15 protein-coding genes are annotated in these 24694 nt (G+C 33.3%); 7 read left to right on the top strand and 8 right to left on the bottom strand.

The annotated features are described in order from the left end of the window. Window positions 1-14 precede the first annotated feature (14 nt). The 3 genes from DFQ02_RS05540 to tsaD form a co-directional block, all read right to left on the bottom strand. Complete coding sequence (locus tag DFQ02_RS05540) at window positions 15-659, bottom strand: DUF4159 domain-containing protein (protein ID WP_116039996.1); 645 nt, start codon at window positions 657-659, stop codon at window positions 15-17. 1 nt (window position 660) lies between these two features. Then, window positions 661-1365 carry a 16S rRNA (uracil(1498)-N(3))-methyltransferase gene (locus tag DFQ02_RS05535; protein WP_116039995.1) on the bottom strand — a complete coding sequence of 235 codons (705 nt, stop codon included), beginning with the start codon at window positions 1363-1365 and terminating at the stop codon, window positions 661-663. A gap of 79 nt (window positions 1366-1444) precedes the next feature. Next, window positions 1445-2467, bottom strand: coding sequence for a tRNA (adenosine(37)-N6)-threonylcarbamoyltransferase complex transferase subunit TsaD (gene tsaD / locus DFQ02_RS05530; protein WP_116039994.1), 1023 nt, complete (start codon window positions 2465-2467; stop codon window positions 1445-1447). 253 nt (window positions 2468-2720) lie between these two features. On the opposite strand from tsaD, the gene DFQ02_RS05525 reads away from it, so the two are divergent. The 6 genes from DFQ02_RS05525 (at window position 2721) to DFQ02_RS05500 (ending at window position 13712) form a co-directional block, all read left to right on the top strand. Then, the gene (locus DFQ02_RS05525; RefSeq protein WP_245940205.1) at window positions 2721-7118 is read left to right on the top strand and encodes a translocation/assembly module TamB domain-containing protein; all 4398 of its coding nucleotides are present in this window, start codon (window positions 2721-2723) and stop codon (window positions 7116-7118) included. 155 nt (window positions 7119-7273) lie between these two features. Next, window positions 7274-8260, top strand: coding sequence for a 6-phosphofructokinase (gene pfkA, locus DFQ02_RS05520; protein WP_116039993.1), 987 nt, complete (start codon window positions 7274-7276; stop codon window positions 8258-8260). Window positions 8261-8278: 18 nt separating this feature from the next. After that, window positions 8279-9286 carry a type I glyceraldehyde-3-phosphate dehydrogenase gene (gene gap / locus DFQ02_RS05515; RefSeq protein WP_116039992.1) on the top strand — a complete coding sequence of 336 codons (1008 nt, stop codon included), beginning with the start codon at window positions 8279-8281 and terminating at the stop codon, window positions 9284-9286. Between the two features lie 105 nt (window positions 9287-9391). Beyond that, window positions 9392-10252: an N-acetylglucosamine kinase gene (locus DFQ02_RS05510; RefSeq protein WP_116040060.1), complete on the top strand. Its 861-nt coding sequence runs from the start codon at window positions 9392-9394 to the stop codon at window positions 10250-10252. Between the two features lie 77 nt (window positions 10253-10329). Next, window positions 10330-11553, top strand: a complete 1224-nt coding sequence (locus tag DFQ02_RS05505; protein WP_116039991.1) for an ATP-binding cassette domain-containing protein — start codon at window positions 10330-10332, stop codon at window positions 11551-11553. Window positions 11554-11558: 5 nt separating this feature from the next. Then, a complete protein-coding gene (locus DFQ02_RS05500; RefSeq protein ID WP_245940204.1) occupies window positions 11559-13712 on the top strand; it encodes a pyrroloquinoline quinone-dependent dehydrogenase in 2154 nt (717 codons plus the stop codon). Window positions 13713-13758: 46 nt separating this feature from the next. Here DFQ02_RS05500 and DFQ02_RS05495 read toward each other — a convergent pair whose 3' ends face one another. The 4 genes from DFQ02_RS05495 to DFQ02_RS05480 all read right to left on the bottom strand — a co-directional run bounded on the left by DFQ02_RS05495 (window position 13759) and on the right by DFQ02_RS05480 (window position 21326). Continuing rightward, complete coding sequence (locus DFQ02_RS05495; protein ID WP_116039989.1) at window positions 13759-14649, bottom strand: transglutaminase family protein; 891 nt, start codon at window positions 14647-14649, stop codon at window positions 13759-13761. After that, window positions 14650-17199 carry a circularly permuted type 2 ATP-grasp protein gene (locus DFQ02_RS05490; RefSeq protein ID WP_245940203.1) on the bottom strand — a complete coding sequence of 850 codons (2550 nt, stop codon included), beginning with the start codon at window positions 17197-17199 and terminating at the stop codon, window positions 14650-14652. Window positions 17200-17208: 9 nt separating this feature from the next. Continuing rightward, window positions 17209-20526 (bottom strand): transglutaminase family protein, encoded by a 3318-nt coding sequence (locus DFQ02_RS05485; protein WP_116039987.1) that lies wholly within the window; start codon window positions 20524-20526, stop codon window positions 17209-17211. A gap of 305 nt (window positions 20527-20831) precedes the next feature. Then, complete coding sequence (locus DFQ02_RS05480) at window positions 20832-21326, bottom strand: hypothetical protein (RefSeq protein ID WP_116039986.1); 495 nt, start codon at window positions 21324-21326, stop codon at window positions 20832-20834. A 262-nt stretch (window positions 21327-21588) separates the two neighbouring features. Between DFQ02_RS05480 and DFQ02_RS05475 the strand changes: the two genes are divergently transcribed. Then, on the top strand, window positions 21589-23274 hold the full coding sequence (locus tag DFQ02_RS05475) for an RluA family pseudouridine synthase (protein ID WP_116039985.1): 1686 nt from the start codon (window positions 21589-21591) through the stop codon (window positions 23272-23274). Between the two features lie 124 nt (window positions 23275-23398). Here the strand turns inward: DFQ02_RS05475 and DFQ02_RS05470 are convergent, their stop codons facing one another. After that, on the bottom strand, window positions 23399-24586 hold the full coding sequence (locus DFQ02_RS05470; RefSeq protein WP_116039984.1) for a hypothetical protein: 1188 nt from the start codon (window positions 24584-24586) through the stop codon (window positions 23399-23401). Between the last annotated feature and the right edge of the window lie 108 nt (window positions 24587-24694).

Raw genomic sequence — 24694 nt, 5'->3', positions numbered from 1 at the left:
AGTTTCATGTTTTATTAGTTTTCAAAAGCGTATTTAATAATATTGGCTCCCATTTTAAGCGCTTTTTCTCGTACTTCAGGTGGGTCGTTATGTACAGATTCATCTTCCCAACCATCGCCTAAATCACTTTCATAAGTAAACAATAAAACCAATCTGTCTTCATAAAAAACACCAAAAGCTTGTGGTCTTTTACCATCGTGCTCATGTATTTTTGGTAGTCCATTAGGAAAGTTAAATGCCGAATTAAAAATGTCATGGTTTGTTGGAAGTTCAATCAATTCTTTATCTGGGAATACTTTTTTAAGTTCTTCAGTAATGAAGGGCTCCATACCATAGTTATCATCAATGTGTAAAAAGCCACCAGATAAAAGATAATTTCTTAAATTTTCAGCGTCATCATCACTAAAAAAAACATTACCATGACCCGTCATGTGCAAAAAAGGATATTGAAAAATCTCTACGCTATTCACTTCAACGGTTTGTGGAGTAGTTTCAATTTTAGTTTTAATATTTTCATTACAAAACTTAATGAGGTTGGGTAATGCTGTGGGGTTACTATACCAATCACCTCCACCTTTGTATTTTAGGACTGCTAGTTCTTGTGCAGAGATAGTTAAAAGTGAAAAGCTAAAAGTTAAAAATATGATTACCTTTTTCATGTTATTCGTTGATGAATGCTACGGAATGACAAGCCACAATAGCAGCAGTTTCTGTTCTTAACCTGCTATTTCCCAAAGTTACAGGAATAAATTTATTAGCAATAGCTAATTTAATTTCTTCACTACTAAAATCGCCTTCAGGCCCAATTAGAATTGTAATTTCTGATTTAGGTCTTAATGCTTGTTTTAAAATTTTTTTATCGGTTTCCTCGCAATGTGCTATAAATAAATCGCCTTCATGTGATTGTCTTATAAAGTCCTTAAATGACATAGCCTCATTCAATAAGGGTATATAACAACTTAAGGATTGTTTCATAGCCGATTGTAAAATGCGTTCAAAACGTTCAGGTTTAATGACTTTTCGTTCGCTGTGGTCACAAATAATAGGGGTGATGGTATCAATTCCTATTTCAGTTGCTTTTTCCAGAAACCACTCATAACGGTCATTCATTTTGGTTGGAGCAACAGCTAAATGCAACTTATAACTTTGCTGTGGTTTTTTTTTACTAGATATAATTTTCACTAAACATTTATTAATGTTGGGTAGTGTTATTTCGGCATCAAACAGCCAACCATTGCCATTGGTAATGTGAAGTATATCTCCAGTGTTTTTACGAAGTACTTTTACAATATGTTTGCTTTCATCTTTAGGGAAAGTGAATTCCTTGGTACTATCTGAAATATTTGGATTAAAAAAGAGTTGCATAGGGCGAAGATAGAAAAGATTTACGGTTTTTAATTTTCAAAATACGATTGACTATGTAACTGCGACTCAATACTAGCAACTAAATCTTAAGTCTAGCTGAGGCTATTATATTTTGCTCAGTGGAATACCCTTCTAAATACTTCAAATAACCCACAATAGCTATCATTGCAGCGTTATCTGTAGTGTATTCAAATTTTGGGATATAGGTTGTCCATCCAAACTTTTGTTCACCAACTTTTAGCGCTTGTCTAATACCAGAATTCGCAGAAACCCCACCACCAATAGCAACATGTTTTATTCCAGTTTCTTTGGAAGCCTTTTTTAACTTATCAATCAAAATACCAATGATGGTGTATTGAATTGAGGCGCAAATATCATTGAGGTTTTCTTTAATGAAATTTGGGTTAGTTTTTGTCTCTCGTTGTACAAAATATAAAATAGCTGTTTTTAAGCCAGAAAAACTAAAATTTAATCCGTCTACCTTGGGCTTGGTAAATTTAAAAGCTTGCGGATTCCCTTGTTTAGCACGTTTGTCAATTTCTGGGCCTGCAGGGTAGCCCAAACCAAGAATTTTTCCACTCTTATCAAATGCCTCACCAACAGCGTCATCAATAGTTTCACCAATTACTTTCATATCAAAATAATGATTCACCTTAACAATTTGAGTGTGCCCACCAGAAATAGTCATAGCCAAAAACGGAAATGGTGGTTTTTTAAAACCGTCTTCATCAATGTAATGCGCTAGAATATGTGCTTGCATGTGGTTAACATCAATTAAAGGAATACTTAAACCATAGGCTAAAGATTTTGCAAACGAGGTACCAACCAATAAACTTCCCATTAAACCAGGACCTCTGGTAAAAGACACTGCGTTTAAATCTTCTTTAGTAATACCCGCTTGTTTAATGGCCTGATGCACCACAGGAACGATGTTTTGCTGATGTGCCCTAGACGCTAATTCTGGTACCACACCACCATACGCTTCATGTATTTTTTGATTGGCAACAATGTTGCTTAAAATTTTCCCGTTATGAATTACAGAAGCTGCCGTATCATCGCAGGAAGATTCAATACCAAGAATGTAAATATTTTGTGAAACCATTAATTATTTTTAGGCACAATAATTGTTAATTTTGATTGTGAATAAACGTCTGATTAGATGCAATTATTCGTAACTACAAAACTACTCATTTATTTTTTTAATGAAATGGATAAATAGGTATGGAGTAGTTTACCTTAGACCATAATTTCTAAATATAGAATTGCTAAGGAAATGTAGTTTATTCTCAATAATATCAATAATTTTACAACGTATCAAAAAAGTACTCAAAATAGCATCAAAAATAGCAGGTATTTTGCTGCTACTCTTCATCATTTTGGTGTTAGTACTCTCCATTCCTTCGGTTCAAACAGGTTTAGGAAATTATGCTACCAACAAGATTAATACTGAATTTGGAACGAACATTAATATTGAAAAAGTTGGACTGCAATTTAACGGTGATGTTGAGTTTAAAAATATTTTTATTGAAGATTATAAAAAGGATACCTTAATTAACATAGCAGAATTAAACACCTCGGTCTTAAGTTTTAGAAACTTTTTTAATAATAAAATGACATTTGGTGATATTGATGTTTTCAACTTATTTCTAAACATAAAAACCTATAAAGACACCTCTGAAACCAACCTTGATATTTTTGTAAGAAAGATAGAGGGCGAAAACCCCAAAAAAGGAGATGGTAGCTTTTTATTATCATCAAGTGACGTCTCTATTTATGAGGGGCTTTTTAAACTTACCGATGAAAACAGAGAAACCACTAAGCGTTTAGATTTAGGAAATTTAAATATTAATGCCACTAATTTTTTAATAAAAGGAAGTGATGTTAGTGCTAGAATTAATAAGCTATCTTTTAAGGATAGTAGGGGGTTAATCATGAAAAACATGATGACCGATTTTAAGTACACCCTTACCGGAATGACCTTTGATAATCTTGATATTAAAACTCCAGAGTCTGTTTTAAAAGGAAACTTAAAATTTAGTTACAAAAGAGAAGATTTACAGTATTTCACAGATAAGGTTTTGGTGGAGGCTAAATTTGAAAATTCTGATGTGCTGTTAGATGAACTTAATATAATTTATAATGAGTTTGGGGTTAATCAACGTGCTACGTTTAGTGTAGATATGTCTGGTACCTTAAATGATTTGAAAGCCAAAAATTTAAATCTGAGAACTAATAGAAATACCAGAATTATTGGGGACGCTAATTTTAAAAATTTATTTAGTAGAGAGGAACATAATTTTTATATGGATGGGCATTTTTCTAATTTAACCTCTACCTACAACGATTTAAAAGCCTTATTGCCCAATGTTTTAGGAGAAGCCATTCCATCATCTTTTGAACGTTTAGGAAATTTCACCATTCAAGGAAATACACAAATAACTTCAAGGACCATTAATGCCGATGTTGAAATAGATACTGAAATAGGTTTTATTGATTCTAATTTACAAATAACCAAGGTTGATGATATTGATAACGCAATCTATAAAGGGAAAGTAGTTTTTGAAAAGTTTGACTTTGGAGTGTTTTTTAATGACCCTAAAACAGGTGTTGGGTCTTTAAATTTTGATGTGGATGGTAATGGTTTTTTAACAGATAACCTTGACACTCAGGTAAAAGGAGAGATTTACCAGATTCTCTATAATAATTATAATTACAGTGGAATTAAAGTAGCTGGGAATGTAAGAAATAAGATTTTTGATGGAAACTTAATTGTAAACGACAGAAACTTACAGTTTAATTTTAATGGTCTTGTTGATTTCTCTGAAAAGGTTAAAAAGTATGATTTTGAAGCAAATGTTGATTATGCCAACTTAAGAATTCTAAACTTTGTAAAAAAAGACAGCATATCTATTTTAAAGAGTAGGGTTAAAATGAATATGAATAGTAGCACTTTAGATGACGCCTACGGAAAGATTTCATTTAATAACACTACCTATACTAATGAGCATGACGCCTATTATTTTGACCAGTTTGATATTTCTTCGCGGTTTGATGAGAGTATAAGATATGTTGAATTTAGATCACCAGACATCATTGAAGGTGACCTTAAAGGGCGTTTTGTATTTAGGGATTTAAAAAAACTTTTTGAAAACTCCATTGGACATATATACACAAATTATATTCCGCATAAAATAAACGCCACTCAGAGTATAGATTTTAACTTCAAAATTTACAATAAAATAGCCGAAGTTATTTTTCCAGAAATTGAACTGGGAAAAAATACTTATATCCGTGGTAGGGTTGAGAGTGATGAAACTAAGTTTAAGCTAACATTTAAATCGCCACAAATAAAGGTTCATAATTATTTTGCAAATGATATAGAATTGCAGGTAGATAATAGTAATCCGCTTTTCAATACTTATGTTGAGATAGATAGTCTAAATACCAAATTCTATAACGTATCTAACTTTAATTTAATTAATGTTACGGTTAATGATACCTTGTTTATGCGTTCTGAGTTTAAAGGCGGAAAGCGAAATAAAGATATTTATAATTTAAGTTTTTATCATACAATAAATGACGCTAAGGAGTCTGTTGTAGGCTTTAAAAAATCTGATTTTACCATTAAGGATAGAAAATGGTTTGTGAATGAAAAGAACGATACACTTAACAAAATGTCTTTTAATAAGGCACTTACTAAGTTTAATCTAGATAACTTTAAGATAACCCACAAAAGCGAAGAAATTAAACTTTCTGGATTCTTAAAAGATTCTACCCAAAAAGATATTAAACTAAATTTCAAAAACGTCAATCTTGCTAAAATAACCCCTGTAATTGACAGCCTTTCATTAGCAGGAAAGGTTAATGGTAAATTAGATGTATTGCAGAAGAACGGAAGTTATTTGCCAAATTCAACAATCATAATCAATGATTTTATGGTTAATAGATTTCCTTTAGGAGATTTTGACGCTAGTATTAAGGGAAATGAAGATTTAACAAAATATGAGGTTGATGCTACTATAAAAAATGACAAAGCAAAATCTTTTGAAGCAAAAGGAGAGATAAGTGTTCTTGGTAAAAACTCAACAATAGATGTAGATATCACTTTTGATCATTTTATTTTAGAACCACTTAATCCACTGCTTCAAGATGTGCTTTCTAATATACGAGGAGCTGTAACAGGAGAAGCTAATATTGTAGGGAATCTCAAAAGACCAGATATTCAGGGCGACTTGAGAGTTATAAATGGTGGTTTTGGAATTCCCTATTTAAATGTAGACTATAATTTTAATAATAATGCCTCTGTATCACTAAGTAAACAAAGTTTTATTTTTAACGATATACAACTAACTGATACTAAATTTAAATCAAGAGGCATGCTTAATGGCTCTTTAAGTCACGTAAACCTATCAAAATGGCGTTTAGACTTAGATGTAGATACTAAAAACTTATTAATTTTAGATACCGAAGAATCTGAAGAGGCTCTATATTATGGAAGAGGTTTTATGGGAGGTGAAGCCAAAATTCAAGGGCCCACAGAGCAATTAACTATTAGCGTTGTTGCAGAAACTAAATCAGGTACTGTTTTTAAAATTCCGCTTAATGACACCGAATCGTTTGGTGATAACTCATTTATAAGAACTCTATCTAGAACTGAAAAAGAAGCCAGAGATATAGGTGAAGAAATTACTTTTGAAGATATTCAAGGATTAGAATTAGATTTTGAGGTAGATGTAACTGAAGATGCCGAGGTAGAAATCATTATAGATAAAAGCACCGGACATTCTTTAAAAGGACGTGGTAGAGGTGGTATGTTGGTAGAAATCAATACGAATGGTAAGTTTAACATGTGGGGTGATTTCTCTGTTTTTGAAGGTGTTTACAATTTTGCCTATGGAGGTTTGGTACAAAAAGAGTTTATTGTACAACCCGGTGGAACCATTAACTGGGAAGGAGATCCTTTAAAGGCTCAAATTGATATGTTGGCCATTTATAAAACTACTGCTAATCCGTCTCCATTACTAGATAATCCTATAAATAGAAGTATTCCTGTAGAATTAAATATTGCATTAACAGGTGACTTAGAGCAGCCAACACCTGCATTTGATTTTGAATTTCCTAATATTCATTCGTCCATAAAATCCGAGTTACAATACAGATTGGAGTCACCTGATGATAGACAAAACCAAGCGCTGTATTTAATCTCTACAGGTTCCTTTTCAAGAGGCATTAATGAACTTAATTTTTCTGGAACTATTGCAGAGAGGCTCAATGGTATTATCAATGGTATTTTTTCTGGTGGTGATGGTAAACTCAATCTTGGTGTTAATTATGAGGCAGGTCAAAATAGACCAGATTATCAAACAAATGATAGGGTAGGTGTTACACTTCAAACCCAGATCAGCGATAGGGTACTAATAAATGGTAAAGTAGGGGTGCCAATAGGTGGTGCAGATGCTGCTAATACAGTTGTTGCTGGAGATGTACAGATAGATTTTCTTTTAAATGAAGAAGGTACATTAATAGCAAAAGTATTCAATAGAGAAAATAGTATCAGAAATTTTGGAGAAGCAATAGGTTACACTCAAGGATTAGGTTTGTCTTACAATGTAGATTTTGACACCTTTAAAGAACTTATTCAGAGTTTGTTTAAGAAAAAAGAAGAAGAATCAGAGTTTGATGACCAAACCAATATTGAAGATACTAATGCTACTCCTAGTTTTATAAATCAACGTCTATCTTCACAAAAGTAAAACCCTTTAACTTTTGTTCAAATTTTAAAGCGTTTTTATAGGAAAAATTAAATCATATTTTACTAAAACGTTATAGTGTTAAGTATGCATTAAAAAGGCTTAAATGCTATGATTATATTGTTTTTGTTTAGTAATTTTACCAGCAAATTTAATATATGCCTAATAAAATTAGAAAAATAGCAGTTTTAACTTCAGGGGGCGATGCTCCTGGAATGAATGCCGCGGTTCGTGCGGTAGTTAGAACATGTGCGTATCACGGTGTTGAGTGTATTGGTGTATATCGAGGTTATGAAGGACTGATTGAAGGAGATTTTAAACCTATGAATGCTCGTAGTGTAAGAGGTATCATTAATAAAGGTGGAACCATGTTAAAATCTGCGCGTTCAAAAGAGTTTAGAACTAAAGAAGGTAGAGAGAAAGCTTTTCAAAATATAATAAAAGAAGGTATTGAAGGTTTAGTTGTCATTGGAGGAGATGGTTCTTTTACTGGGGCATTAGTTTTCAATCAAGAGTTTGGATTTCCAGTAATGGGTATTCCTGGAACCATTGATAATGATATTTTTGGAACTACACACACTTTAGGCTTTGATACGGCTTTAAATACAGTAGTAGATGCTATTGATAAAATTAGAGATACAGCAAGTTCCCACAACAGATTATTCTTTATAGAAGTAATGGGACGTGATGTTGGTCATATTGCTTTAAATACTGGCATAGCTGGTGGAGCAGAAGAAATCCTGATTCCTGAGGAAGATTTAGGATTAGATAGATTGAAAGAATCTTTAAATAGAAGTAGAAAAACAGGAAAAACTTCCAGTATTGTAGTTGTTGCCGAAGGTGATAAGATTGGTAAAAACATTTTTGAGTTAAAAGAATATGTAGACGAGAATATGGAAGGGTATGATGTACGTGTTTCTGTTTTAGGACACATGCAGCGTGGAGGAGCACCATCTTGTTTTGATAGAGTTTTAGCCAGTAGAATGGGCGTAAAAGCTGTTGAAACCTTGTTAGAAGGAGAAACAAATTATATGGTAGGATTAAAAAACAATAAAATGGAGTTAACACCATTGGAGCAAGCCATAAAAGGAAAAACAAAAATAAATTTAGAATTATTACGTGTCTCAGATATCATGAGCACATAACACTAATTAATCTTAGATATGTCAAAATTAAAAATTGGAATTAACGGATTTGGTAGAATAGGTAGAATTGCTTTTAGAGTAGCAGCTTCTAGACCTAATGATATTGAAGTAGTAGGAATTAATGACTTGTTAGATGTAGAGCATTTAGCCTATTTATTAAAATATGATTCTGTTCACGGTAGATTTGATGGTACTGTGGATATTAAAGACGGAAACTTAGTAGTTAATGGAAACGAAATTAGAATTACTGCTGAGCGTAACCCAGAAGATTTAAAATGGGATGCAGTAGGAGCAGAGGTTGTTTTAGACTGTACTGGTATTTTCACAACTTTAGAAAAAGCACAAGCTCATATTACAGCAGGAGCTAAGAAAGTAGCAATTTCGGCGCCTTCTGCAGATGCACCAATGTTTGTGATGGGAGTAAATAATGATAAAATAACTGCTGCAGATACTATTGTATCAAATGCGTCTTGTACTACTAATTGTTTAGCACCTTTAGCTAAAGTTATTAACGATAACTTCGGAATTATAGAAGGTTTAATGACTACAGTTCACGCTACAACGGCTACACAAATGACTGTTGATGGTCCTTCAAGAAAAGACTGGAGAGGTGGTAGAAGTGCTTTAGCTAATATAATCCCTTCATCTACTGGTGCAGCTAAAGCTGTAGGAAAAGTAATTCCTGAATTAAATGGGAAATTAACTGGTATGGCGTTTAGAGTACCAACTCCAGATGTATCGGTTGTAGACTTAACTGTTAGAACAGAAAAGTCGGCTTCATGGGATGAGGTTAAAGCTGCTTTAAAAGCTGCTTCTGAAAACGAATTGGCAGGTGTATTTGGTTATACAGAAGAGGCTGTAGTATCTCAGGATTTCGTTTCAGAACCTTTGACTAGTGTATTTGATGCCGATGCAAGTATTGCTTTAAATGATAACTTCTTTAAATTAGTATCATGGTACGACAATGAGTTTGGTTATTCAACTAAATTAGTTGATTTAGCTCAATACATTGCGTCTGTAAAATAATATAATTGTAATTCCCATGAAAATGGGAATCTAATTTACTACAACTCCACAGTGTATTAAGTGTATATGCATTTAACTACTGTGGAGTTTTTTATATTTGAACTTATGATTTTAATTGTAGATAGTGGTTCAACCAAATCAGATTGGTTAGCCGTAGATAAAGAGGGTAACAAGCTAATGGAAAAGATTAGAACCAAAGGTCTTAATCCTGCCATTTTAAGTGAAAAGAAGCTTTTTAAAACCATCAAAGAAAGCGATATTTTAATTGATAACAAAGATGATGTCTCACATCTGTTCTTTTATGGTGCGGGTTGTGGTACAGAGAACCCTAGAAAAATGTTAAAGGGTGTATTAGAGGATATTTTTTCTAATGCAAAAATTTCCGTTAACGAAGATACTTTGGCGGCAGTATATTCAACAATTAATCAACCTAAAGAAGCTGCCGTGGTTTGCATTATGGGAACAGGTTCTAACTGTAGTTATTATGATGGAGAAAAACTTCATCAGCGTGTACTATCTCTAGGATATACGTTAATGGATGATGCTTCGGGTAATTACTACGGAAAACAATTAATTAGAGATTATTATTTTAATCACATGCCCGAAAATGTAAAAGTGGCATTTGGAGCTAAATATAATTTAGAATCAGATTTTATAAAGTATAATTTGTATAAGCAACCCAACCCCAATGCCTATTTAGCAAGTTTTGCAGAGTTTATGTTTTTACATAAAGATTCTGAATACACAATCAATCTTATAAAAAATGGTATTAGATTATTTGCTAAGAATATGATCATGCAGTTTAAGGAAGAATTAAAAACTGTTCCTGTTCATTTTGCTGGTTCTATTGCCTTCTTTTCTCAAAATGAAATTAGGGAAGTTGCAGAAGAAATGGGTTTTAAAGTGGGTAACTTTGTAAGAAGGCCAATAGACGGATTGGTGCCTTTTCACATAAATAACTTGTAAAAACACATTGATTTCATATAGTTTAAAAGAGGGTTTATAGCCCTCTTTTTTTATATTTAGATAAAATCTACAATAATTTGAATACGCACATTGCCATTTATATTTCTAATAAAGACGATAAAAAGTCATTAATCAAAAATATTTTATCAGGAAATCTGATTGAAAGTATAAATGGTTTAAAAGGGGCACTTTTTTCTGAAATAACAATTAACAAGTTTATAGAAGAAGAAAAGCGACATGGACGTTTTAATATTCCTACAAAGAATGGTCATAGCCTGATGAAATCTTCAGAAGGCGAACGAAAGAAAGCATTGATTAAGTATTTAATAGCTGAAAATCCTGAATATTTAATAGCCGACAATATATTTGGAAATTTAGATATTAAATCTCAAGAAGAAATAGTGCTTACTCTGGAAGAGTTGAGTAAATCAATTCCCATTATTCAAATTTCCAATAGAAAGAAGGATTTGCTTCCTTTTATTAATGTTATTTATAAGCCCGAAGGTAAACAGATTGTCCCATTTGAAGATTTTGATAGTCTTTCTCCAAAATCAAAACAATATTTCATTCAAGATTTGCCACAACCTCTTGAACAAATTTTAGTTGAAAGTTATTATTTAGTAAAGTTCCAAAACGTATCGGTTTCCTATTTAAATAAACCAATCATAAAAGATATCTGTTGGGAAATTAAAACAGGGGAATTTTGGCATTTAATGGGGCCAAATGGTTCAGGTAAAAGTACCATTCTATCACTTATTTCTGGAGATAACCCTAAAGCCTTTAATCAAGATATTTATCTTTTCGGAGTTAAGAAGGGTAGCGGTGAAAGTGTTTGGGATATTAAGAAAAAAATCGGGTATTTCACTTCAGAAATGTTACAAGGTTTTAGGCGTTCAGATACTATTGAAAGAATGATTATTTCAGGATTTTATGATTCTATCGGACTGTACAAATATCCTAATGAAAACCAAATTTCAAAGGCGCACGAATGGTTGAAATTATTGAATATGTTCGATATTAAAAATCGAAATTTCCAAACCCTTTCAAGTGGACATAAACGATTAGTATTAATTGCGCGAGCTATGGTAAAACATCCGCCATTACTTATTTTAGATGAACCTACCAACGGATTGGATGATTCAGACACCATCATATTTTCAGAGTTGGTAAATAAAATTGCTAAAGAGAGTAGTACAGCTATTTTGTTTGTCTCCCATCGTCATGAGGTTGGGCTGTCACCAGATAATATTTATGAGCTTATTCCAAATGAAAAAGGTTCCTCAGGAAGGGTTGTGAAATAAAAGTTTTGGATTCATTATATTTAGAACATAAAATACTTGAAAACCAACTTATGCGTAGCGCTCTTTATCTGGTTAACTTTTTAGCTTTCCTTCTTGTTTTTAACTGTCAACAAAATTCTAGTTTTAAACCTAGAGATTATTCCACTTGGAGATCTTATCAAGGTGGACCAGATAGAAATCAGTATTCTACTTTATCAGAAATCACATTAGATAATGTTACCGAATTGAAGGTAGCTTGGATCTATGAGTCGCCAGATTTTGGGCAAATGCAAATGAACCCCATTATCATTGATACTATTTTGTACGGGGTTACTTCTAGACTCAGAGCCATAGCTATTCATGCATCAACAGGAAAGGAAATTTGGAGATTTGGAGACTCATTAAAATTAAGGGCTTCAACCAGTAGAGGGGTTGCCTATTGGGAGAAAGGCAATGACAAACGCATATTATATACTTCAGGGCCGTATTTATACGCTCTTAATGCATTAACAGGAGAGTCTATCAAGAGCTTTGGAGATAAGGGAAAAGTAAACTTAAGTAGTGGTTTAGGTGAAATTGCTATGGGAAGTTTTCTAGTATCCAATACGCCGGGTACCGTTTACAAAGATATTATTGTCATGCCTATTCGAGTTCCTGAAGACATTGGAGCACTTCCTGGAAATATTATGGCGTTTAATGTTATCACAGGTGATTTAGAATGGACTTTCAATACGATTCCATTGTCAGAAGAAGAAGGTATTGAAACTTGGGAAGACCGAAATTCTCATACAAATCCATTAATTGGAGCAGGTAATAATTGGAGTGGAATGGCTTTAGATGAAGAACGTGGTATCATTTACATCCCAACTGGTTCCGCTGCTCCAGATTTCTATGGCGGTATTCGTAAAGGAGATAATTTATATACTGATTGCCTTTTGGCTCTTGATGTTAATACAGGGAAGCGGCTTTGGCATTTTCAAATGGTGTACCATGACTTATGGGACAGAGACCCACCAACACCACCAAATTTAATTACCATTACAAGAAATGGTAAAAAAATACCTGCGGTTTCTCAGTCTACAAAGCAAGGTTATGTTTATGTGTTTAATCGCATTACTGGAGAGCCTTTATTTGATATTAACGAGGTGCCCGTACCAATTTCAACTTTGGTTGGAGAGGAAGCCTCAAAAACACAACCCATTCCGGTAAAGCCAAAACCATTTGCAAGACAATCAACGGAACTAAACGATGATGATATAAGTCCGTATGCCGAAAATAGAGAAGCCTTTTTAGAGCTTTTAAAGCACTCTGACAAAAGACTGTATGCACCACCAAGTTTAGATCCCATGATTTTGTTTCCTGGGTTGGATGGTGCTGCAGAGTGGGGTGGAACTGCTGCAGACCCCGAAGAGGGGATTGTTTATATAAACTCTCAAGAAGCACCTTGGGTTATTCAAATGGAAAAGAATGATACCAGGGTAAAAAACTACCCTTTAGGTAAGCAAACCTATATGCAGTATTGTGTGACCTGTCATCAAAAAGATAGAAGTGGTGTGGTTCAAAGCGGTTTTCCTTCTTTAATAGACTTAAAAAGTAAAAAATCTAAAAATGAGGTAGCTCAATTAATAAAATTAGGAAAGGGTATGATGACCGGTTTTCCTCAAATCCCACCTAAAGAAAAGGAAGCTTTAATGCATTTTTTGTTTGATGAACCAGATACCATTTTGCCCAAGAATCCAAAAATTACGTATCCTTTAGCTTATAAATATATGGGTTACAAACGCTTTTTAGATAGCAAGGGAAGGCCTGCTATTTCACCACCTTGGGGGACTATGCACGCTATAGACTTAAATACGGGTGATTTTAAATGGTCAATTATTTTAGGGGATACACCAGAATTAAAAGAACAAGGATACCCACAAACAGGATGCGAGAATTATGGTGGCCCTATAGTCACAGAAAACGGTTTACTGTTTATTGGCGCAACAAAAGATGGTTATTTCAGGGCGTTTAACAAGTTTACGGGAGCCTTACTATGGGAGTACCAATTACCTGCTCCTGCTTTTGCCACCCCGGCTATGTATCAGGTTAATGGAAAGCAATACATAGCTATAGCCTGCGGTGGAGAAAAACTTGGAACTCCTATTGGAAATAAGATTGTGGCATTCTCTTTAAATTAGTGAGCTAACATAAAAACGGAAAGAATTTTTAAATAAACCATAAATATTATTCTATGGGTCTAATATCTACGGATACTTTCATTTTATTTTTTCCCGTGCTGTAAATAACACCTTTTAGTGGAGGAACATCGTAATAATCTCTTCCGTGAGATACTATTATGTGTTGATTTGAAGGTATTTGGTTATTTGTGGGGTCAAAATCTACCCATCCAAAATAAGGGATGAATATTGAAAACCAAGCATGAGAAGCATCTGTTCCAATAAGTTTTTCTTTACCAGGAGGTGGTATGGTTTCTATATAACCACTAACATAGCGAGCAGGTAAACCAACAGAACGCACACAGGCAATAGCTATTTGGGCAAAATCTTGACAGACCCCCTTTTTTAGATTCATGACTTCATGAATAGGTGTGGCTACATTTGTAACCTCCGCATTAAATTCAAAATCGGTATAAATACGCTGCATTAACTCAAACGCCGCTTCAAAAATTGATCTATTTGATTGAAATGAAACTTCAGCATAAGCTTTAATATTCGATGTAATATTAGCCACTAAAACAGATTCTAAACAAAATTGTTTTACATAACGTATTTCAGGAGAATTGTTTTTTAATTCCAACAAAGCTTGTTGTAACGTAATTTTTTGGGCATCAGTATTGTTGTGAATACTTGGAATATTATGAACTTCTTTTAAAATTTTACTACTGGCAGTTACCTTTAATTTCGAATGTTGTTTTTGAATAGAAAATCTTGTGACAGTATTTCCAAAAAAATCAATCTTCTCAGAAATTTCTTCTGGAATGGGCGTAATATCTAAATGATAATCTAATAACGTTTGTCCCGCAACTTCTTTAGGTTTAAGAGTAGCTATGTTATGACAAAATGATACACCATGCTCGTAGTTGTAGGTAGTAGTATGTAAAACTTGATAAATCATTTAAAGCAATGGAAAGTTTTGATTAACCAATTGTTTTTGTTGGTAAGCATGATTAAAATAAGTATCAGAAAGCGAAATACTACTTTTGTGTAATAAATTGCTAAGTTCAGATAAAACCTCGTCAAGATTTTGACGTAAAGTTTTTGTTTCATTTAACTCGAGTAAATTAGTAATATCTAGGTTTTCTATAATTTTTATAGCCTCAGAAATATATAAACTATAGAAGTTATTTACTGAATTTTCAGAGTGAGGAAGCTTTTGTATATCCTTTTGAATACGTTTAAATTGATACGTGAGCGATTTAGCATATTCTGCATCAAGCATAACTAACCTAATGACGTTTTCAACACTTAAATAAGAGCGATAACTATACCTGTAAATATTTAGACTTTCATGACTTGTTAAAAATGATTCTAGAATTTCATACTGCAATTGTTCAGAGTAATTAAAAACTAGTAGCGCTCTTAATTTAGCAATATGCATCATAGCTTGTTCGGTTTGTAAACCAATAAAATACAGTAAAAGCCCTTGACTTACTAGTATACTTTCTTCAATAAGCCCCATAAACGCTATGAGTCTAGTTATAACACGATCTAATAATTTTGTGAGATCTGGGATAGAACGAGTTTCGTTCTCTTTAAATTTATTCCATAATTTTTTGATACTATCAAATACACGCCACATATCTCTAGACCATAAGTTACGTAGAGAATAGTAGGCATGATTAAAACTAGAAAGAGTCTGGGCAAAACTACCAATTCGGTTTTCATCTAACAGCAAAGACAAAATCTCCTCTATGGGTTCTTGTAACTTTTTTTCCGAATTTTTACCCACAAATCCAGGAAATGTCGAGGTAATATTAGTTACAGATTTATATAGATAAACTAAACTTCTAGATTCTGCATTTTGGTTGTTATATTGTTCGTTATTCATTCGGTTTAAAACCATACGCAAATAACGAGCAGTTGTGAGAGCTCTACCTAAATACCTTCCAGACCAATACAGGTTTTCGGCTGTATTACTTGGTAAATCATTAACGTCTAAGACCGATATTCTACTGTTATCATTCCAAGAATAGCTCTGAATATTGTATTGAAACTCATCTGAGATAATCCAAAAATCTTTACTTATACCACCCCGTTGGTTGGATACAAACAGGTTTTCCCTTTCTGCGGCTACTCTCACCAAACCACCTGGCATTACAGTGTAATTATTGTTATTTGCAATAGCAAATGTTCTACACATAACTTTTCTAGGCTCTAAAGTACCATTGAAAAAATCCGGTGCTGTTGAAAACGAAATTTTTTCTTGTGCCACAAACTTATATGGATTTAGCAGTATTTCATCTTTTAATAGATTCAGAGATGCATCATCTAAAAATTCACAAAAATGAAGGTATTCTCTGTTTGAACGGTCAATATTTTTAATTACAAATTCTCGCATATTATTGAGAACATAGCTGCGTTCTCTTTCTTGTCCGCACCACCACGAAGCAATTTGTGGTAATATTAAGTCTTCGTTGAAGAAATAATTGCAAATACCATTCATAAAAGGTATTAAGCCAGAGTTTTCAAGAACGCCAGCACCAATAGGATTAACAATGGTAACTTGATTGTTTCTTACTACTTCTAGTAAACCTGCAACTCCTAAATATGAATCTTCTCTTAACTCTAGGGGATCCATAAAGGCATCATCAACACGTTTTAGAATAACATCAACTTGTTTAAGAGCTTTCAGGGTTTTCATCCATACTTTTCCGTTTCTAACCACAAGGTCATTGCCTGTAACTAACGGATATCCCAAGAAAGATGCCATATAGGCGTGGTCAAAATAAGTTTCGTTTAAAGGGCCCGGTGTTAAAATAACTATGTTAGGGTTTGTAATATTATTTGGCGCCGCATCAATTAACATCTGATTAAACTCAGAAAAGAATTGGGTTGGTTGTTTAACATTGATATCCTTAAACAGATTGGGCATCATTCTACTCAAAGAGTATCTGTTTTCTAAGGCATATCCCATGCCAGAAGGAGCCTGTGTTCTGTCGTTAACAACCCACATGCGTCCGTCGGGTCCACGTGCTAAATCAGCAGCATATATTATTAATTGTTTTGCAGTTTTGTAGTGAATTTGGTCACACTGTCTTAAAAATCCTCTATGGCCATAAATAACTTCTGGAGGAACAATGCCATTATTAATAAGCTCACGCTTACCGTAAATATCTTTTAAAATAAGGTTTAATAATTCAGCTCTTTGGGTGATACCACGTTCAATGGTTACCCATTCATTTTGATGAATTAAAAAGGGCACAATGTTTAATCGCCATGAGCGTTGCATTCCTTTCGGGTCGTTATATACATTGTATGTAACTCCATTTTCTTCTAAAAGCCAATTAATTTCGTTTTGTTTATCAGTTAATCCCTCGTTTCCGTATTGAGTTAGATTATTAAGTAATGTTTCCCAATTAGGATTAATAGATAAATCAGATTTCAAAACTTCATCGTAGTCTTTGAAATCGGAGAAATAGTTTTGAAATAGTATGTTGGAATGCATGGGTATTGTTTACTTCTTTCTTAAATCTAAAGTAACAGGAAATTCGTTATTAATCTTCAATTCTTTGTATTTAAACTGTTTAGGATTAATTTGTTTTTTAATCTTTTTAAATTCCTCTCTACTTATTATATCTTTTTTATCATCAACAATATCGCCTTGAGTATGGTTAAAATTCCAAAAACGATTTATTCTTCTAGATTCGGCCTCTAAACTATTAATAGGAAAGGACTCATATGAACGTCCTCCCGGATGTGCTACAAAGTAAGTACACCCGCCAATAGAGCGCTTATTCCAAGTGTCTACAACATCAAAAACTAAAGGTGCGTCTACACCTATAGTAGGGTGCAAAGCAGAATAAGGGTTCCAAGCTTTATAACGAATACCAGCAACAAATTCACCTTTGACATCGGTTGGTTTTAAAGGTACTCTTACACCGTTACAAGTAATAACATATCTTTCATTGGTAAAATTAGTAACTTTAATTTGAATTCGTTCCAAAGACGAATCTACATATCTAGCGGTACCACCACCACTCATTTCTTCGCCTAAAACATTCCAAGGTTCTATAGCAGCCCGCAATTCAATATGAATATCGTTTATAGTAACCATACCATGCAGGGGAAATCTAAATTCAAAAAATGGATTAAACCAATCTTCTTTAAAAGCGTATCCAGCTTTGTTAAGTTTTTTCACAACATCATTTATATCTTTTCTAACAAAGTGTTCAATTAGAAACTTATCATGTAATTCTGTACCCCAACGAACTAAATCGTGTTCATAAGGTTTTTTCCAAAACCAAGCAACAAGCGTGCGTACTAATAGATTTTGCATTAAACTCATTTGAGCATGGGGAGGCATGTCAAAAGCTCTTAATTCTAAAATACCTAAACGCCCTGAGGCTGTGTCTGGTGAATATAATTTGTCTATACAGAATTCTGCACGATGTGTGTTACCTGTTAAGTCGGTTAAAAGGTGTCTAAATAATCTATCTGTTAACCAAAAAGGGACTTCGCCATTTTTAGGAATTTTACTAAAGGCAATTTCTAGTTCGTAAAGGTTTTCCATACGTGCCTCATCGATACGTGGTGCCTGACTTGTGGCTCCAATAAATGCTCCCGAAAATAAGTATGATAATCCTGGGTGATGTTGCCAAAAGGTTAATAAACTTCTTAACAAACTTGGTTTTCTAAGTAGCGGACTATCTGCAGGAGTTATACCGCCCAAGGTTACATGATTTCCACCACCCGTCCCAGTATGCTTCCCATCTATCATAAATTTTTCGGTGCCCAAGCGCGATAACTTTGCGTGTTTATAGAGTGTGAGCGTATTATATGTTAATTCACTCCAGTTTTTCGATGGTTGAACGTTAACTTCAATAACACCGGGATCTGGTGTTATTTTTAGTGATTCCAAGCGGTTATCAAATGGTGGGTTATAGCCTTCAAAAACAACTGGAATATCCAAGACTTTTGAAGTAGCTTCAATAGCGGTTACTAAGTCTAAATAATATTCAATAGCATCTAAAGGAGGCAAAAAGATGTATAGTTTTTCGTCCCTAATTTCAATACACAAGGCCGTACGAATAAAATACTCAATTTTTGAAGATTTATTTTGTTTTGTATAACGTTTTGCTACTGTTTCAAAATAGGTTGGTAATTCGTCTTGTTTAGAAAATTGGTCTGGTTGATAAATGGGAAATTCTTTCTGTTTCGGCTTTTGAATTAATGAATTTAATGGTAACCGTAAACCAACAGGTGAGTTACCAGGTAATAGAAACAAATGTTTCCTTCTAAATGTCCAATCACAACTATACCATGTGCCTTTAGAATTGTTGAGTGGTAAAACGTACCCTACAGGTTTTGTAGTTCCTTCTTTTAAAATATTTTGAAGTTTTTCTTTTACCAATAGGTTACCATCTTCTTTTGTGGGGTCAATATCAATTGGCATTTGACCTTCTTGCCACAAAAAGTAAAAACTATCTTCGTAGGTGGGTTTTATATACTTTTCTGAAACACCTAAATATTTGGTTAATGTTTTAAGAAATTTTTTATCGGCATCTTTTGGTAATTTTTTGGATTCTGAAAAAAGGGATAGTAGTTTTTTGTTTTGCCATATAGGTTTACCGTCTTTTCGCCAACAAATCTCAATAGACCAACGGGGTAGCGGTTCACCGGGGTACCATTTGCCTTGTGCTTGATGTAAAACCCCACCTTTTCCAAATTCATCATATAATCGGGCTGAAAGGTTTTTTGCTAACTCTCGTTTGTGGGGGCCATCGGCATCTGTATTCCATTGAGCAGATTCCATATCATCAATAGAAACAAACGTGGGTTCACCTCCCATGGTTAATCTAACATCACCTTTTTCTAATTCTTCATCAACTTTAAACCCGAGATTATAAATGGCGTTCCACTGTTCTTCGGTATAAGGTTTTGTAACTCTGGGAGATTCAAAAATGCGTTTTACCGTATTTTCATAGAAGAATTCTGTTTCGCAAATATCAGTCATTCCCTTAACAGGAGCAGCACTCTCAAAAGATGGTGTGCAGGCCAAAGGAATATGACCTTCACCAGCCAAAAGCCCAGAGGTAGCATCGAAACCTATCCAACCAGCTCCAGGAACGTAAACTTCTGCCCAAGCATGTAAATCGGTAAAATCTTCTTCAGGACCGGACGGACCATCTAATGATTTTTCATCAGATTTTAATTGCACCAAATACCCAGAAACGAATCTTGCTCCAAAACCTAAATGCCTCATAACCTGAACAAACAACCAAGCATAATCCCTACAAGAACCAACTTTAGAATGTAGTGTTTCTTCACAGGTTTGAACGCCTGGATCTAAACGAATACTATAATTTAAGAATTCGTTTATTTTTCGATTAATGTCAATCAGGAAAAAAATTGTCTTTCTTGGAGAAAGATCAATAGTTTTTAGAAACTCATTTAGCAACGGACCATTATCTGTTATTTCTAAATAAGGCAGTAGTTCTTTCTTTACAGTATCTACGTACTGAAACGGATAATCTTCTGCATACTTTTCAACAAAAAAATCAAACGGATTTATGGTTTTTAAATCAGCTATAATTTCAACATCAATACTAAGCTCTTTGGTTTTTTCAGGAAATGTTAATCGTGCTAAATAATTACCAAAAGGGTCTTGTTGCCAATTAAAAAAATGATTTTCTGGCTTTATTTTTATTGAGTACGCTTCAATAGGGGTTCTGCTATGGGGTGCAGGTCTTAATCTAAATATATGAGGAGATAGAGAAACAAGTCTATCGTATTTGTATTTTGTTTTATGCGAAATAACAATTTTTAATGCCATATAACGGGTTGTCTTTTAAGCTCTTTTAACTTGAAAAATAATAATAATAAACTGTTAAGACTAAATTGAATAACAATATTGTTGTCAAAATTTTAATAATTATGATTTTGCAAAGAAACAGAAACCTTGAATATGAAATTATTAAATATTGGATTTAATATTTAAAACTTACCAACATTTTCAATAGAAAACATGAATGCACTCTATTGGTTTTAAACCTGATTTTCTTGTTCTGCAACCCTAATAAAAGTTGTGCGTTTGGTAAGTTCGTATAAGGGTTTAGTTTTGAATAATTTCTTTTTAAACTAAATACTCAAATAAAAGGAGTAAAGACTACCGAGTCCCGGTTTACATCCTAAATAAAAATTTTCAGGAATACCATTATAAAAATCTACTTTGGTAATAGCATAACTACAGTTAGTACATTCTACTGGTTTAAAAATAAGTTGATTATCTTGTATTTGAGAGGGTAATTCACACTTGGTGTTTAAATAATAATTTCCATGAAGATTGTTGTTTCTATCAAAGACTAAAATTTTATTTGTGACTTTTTTGGTTGGTCCCCAATACCGACTAGAAGTCATTATCTTATATGTAGTGGTATCACTAGTTTTAATTTCTCCTAAATATTTTAAATGGGTCTCTGATTCATAACCACTAGGGTTCCATTCACCAAAAATATAAGTTTTTTCTTTTACGTTAGATTTCAATACAGTAATTGTAAAATCTTCATTTTGAGCCTGGCTAGAATAAGGGGAATAGAAGCCTAGACAAAATAATACTATTATTAGTTGTTTCATAGGGATTATAAATAAATCGGATTTCGAAAATAATAAAAAAACCCGTAAGTAATTATTTTATTTTTAAAATACAGATTATGAATTATTTGTGGTTATTTATATTTATTTAAAGTTTAAATTAAGAATTTAAATTAATGCTTCAAATCAATTAATTTATTATTGATAATCTATATATCAACAACTTTTTGGCGTATGAGATCTCCAATAGTTAAACTTCATTTTAATATGTGTAATTTTGTTTCTTTGCCACTCTTTTTTTTATATGAGCAATTTTGAAAACGTTTTATTTCATCCATTAGAGCATTCTAAAGGGGTGTCTTTGCCAAAGCAATTCACATTTCCTTTTTACTACGAGCCCCATGAGTTGAGTGTTTTAGCAACAAAGGACTTACAAAACTACCTTGAAAACCAGGCTAATTTTAATCATAATTTTGGATTAAACCCAGTTGCTGAAGGATTGGTAATAGGAAAAATGTTTGGTGTTATGGTGGTTAAAAAAACTAATGGGACCATTGGTTATTTAGCGGCTTTTTCGGGGAAGTTAGCAGAGCGCAATAATATAAAAGGTTTTGTGCCAACGGTGTATGATACTTTGAACCCCGATGGGTTTTATAAAATTGGAGAACAAGAGTTAAATGAACTTAACCGAAAGATTGAAGCCCTAGAATCATCTGAAGATTACCAGTATGCTAAAAAGACTTTACAATCTCATTTGGAAGTATATCAAACAGAATTGAAGTCTTTGAAAACCACTATAAAGGCAAAGAAAAAGGAGCGTAAAAACTTAAGGGAATCCGAGCAGACCAAATTATCTGAAGTGGATTATGAGAATTTTCTAGAGGATTTAAAAAACCAAAGTATTCATTATCATTTTAGATTAAAAGATTTGAAAGCATCATGGAGCAAGCGAATAGCCATTGCAGAATCTAACTTTAAAAAAATTCAAAATTCAATTGATACGCTTAAAGAAAAGCGTCGTTTGCAGTCTGCTTCATTGCAAAAGCGTTTGCATGCGCAGTATGCCTTTTTAAATGCATTAGGAGAGACAAAAGACTTATTGGAGATTTTTAAACAAACAACAATACGAATTCCTCCAGCAGGTGCTGGCGAATGTGCTGCGCCTAAGTTGTTCCAATATGCTTATGAAAATAAGTTAAAGCCTATTGCCATTGCTGAATTTTGGTGGGGTGCTTCACCAAAATCTGAAGTACGCAAACATAAGCAGTTTTATCCATCTTGTCGAAGCAAATGCGAGCCCATTTTGGGGCATATGATGACTGGATTGAATGTTGAAGACAATCCTATCCTTAAGGCTAATAGCTATAGTGAACCCTTGGAAATTGTCTATGAAGACGATTATCTGCTTTTAGTAAATAAACCACCTGAGTTTTTGTCCGTTCCTGGAAAAACCATTGTAGATTCTGTATTTACCAAAATGAAGGAGTACTTGCCTGAAAGTTCAGGACCTTTATTGGTACATAGACTGGATATGTCAACTTCTGGCTTATTGCTGGTGGCTAAAAATGAAAAGACACATAAAAATCTTCAAAAGCAATTTATAAAGCGTAACGTGGAGAAACGTTATGTAGCACTTTTAGATGGTGAAGTTGAACAAAAACAAGGTGTTATTAACTTACCTCTAAGGGTTGATTTAGATAACAGACCCCAGCAATTAGTTTGTTATAAACATGGCAAGCCTGCTCTAACAAAGTATACGGTTGTTGGCTTTGAAAATGGAAAAACTAGAATTCAGTTTTATCCAATTACAGGTAGAACGCATCAATTACGTGTTCATGCATCCCATCAAGAAGGGTTGAACACACCTATTATTGGAGATGATATATACGGAACAAAAGGGGAACGTTTATACTTACATGCAGAATATATCAAGTTTGAGCACCCTGTAACTCAAAAGGTTTTGGAGTTGATTAATAAGGCTCCTTTTTAGTTTGTATTTATAATTCAATAGACTTAAAGCAGATAGAGTTCCATAAGGAGACGTTGACAAATTTTTAGTTTTATTATTTCTAAATACATAAAAAAACTCCAAAATGATTTGGGAGTTTTTTGTTTTAGATTCCTGCTATGGTAGCAGAATATGAATTAATAATTTGCTTTAACTGTATTTTTAAATCCTCACCTGTATCGAATATCATTTGTTCAGCAGTGGGGAACGGTACTGCACGACGTTCTAAAAATGGAATTAAATTAGTTTCAAGAGCTCTTCTATCACCTCTAGAGGTGGCGTAAATATGTTCAAAAATAAATTCACTATTTAGAGGAAAAGTATCAATTAATTGATTGTTTCTCATATCTATATACTCCACATTTCCGGTGATTTGTGAAGCTTTAAATTGAGTAAATTCATAGTACTCGCAACGTACCGTTTTCATCTTATCAACTTGAATGGCATTACCTAAACTGTCTTTAACTACTTTTCCGTTCTCCACTAAGTTTTCTTTACCATCAGCAATTTGTCTTTCTTTAATGATTTGACGCTCTTTGATTTGTTCTGGAGAGATGTTAATGCCTCTGAAGTTTACTTTCATGTTAAAATCATAATTCAAATTTTCAACAGGACTACTGTGAAATTGTAACCAAAAACTATTGATACCATAACTACTGAAATTGAGCAGGTCGTTTTCTAAGCGAGCTGGTATTATCATACCAGAATCGTTAATCATATCAACCAATACAAAATCAGTACCTCTTTGATGAGCAACATCCATTAAAGTTCTAATGTCTTTATAGTTAGGGTTTATACTTTCAATGTCTCTTAACTGATTATAGGCAGCCCTAATATCAAATTTATTGCTAGAGTTTAACAACACTATGGCGTTGTTATAAAGTTGTAATGAGGCACTATTTTTATAAGTAATTAGCTCGTCGCTGTAATCATTGAAATTAAAATTAACCTCTTTTCCTTTAATATAAAGGGGAAGTAGTGGTTTGATGGCTTCTTGGCGATTATCTAAACTAATATAGGCATCAAAAATGCGTAAGTAGTTTTCTGGATTATTATCTTTTTTTAGAAAGCTAATATTTTCTAAATCTCTAGAAACCGCTTTGTAAAAAGCATCCTCCAAAAGTTCAATGATATCTGCTTTTCCTCTTCGGTCTTTATTGATTTTTAGTTTGCCAATAGCATCATTAATGGCGCGGTCATAATTACCGTAACTAATGGTTTTTTCCATTTGTCTTCGGGTGCTACAAGACAAAATAAGAGTCATTACAAAAACGATAAGTAGTATTTTTTTCATGGGGTAAAAATTTAAAGGTTTTAGTCACCTATTCAATTGTGGTGCCAAAATACTAAATTAATCCATGAAATACGAATAAATCAGTTAAAATGTATAAATAAGTGTATA

The sequence above is a fragment of the Seonamhaeicola aphaedonensis genome (assembly GCF_003386195.1).
In the GTDB taxonomy this organism is placed as follows: Bacteria; Bacteroidota; Bacteroidia; order Flavobacteriales; family Flavobacteriaceae; genus Seonamhaeicola; species Seonamhaeicola aphaedonensis.
The sequence above is the reverse complement of the archived record's forward strand: the minus strand, read 5'-3'. Positions and strand labels throughout refer to the sequence as shown.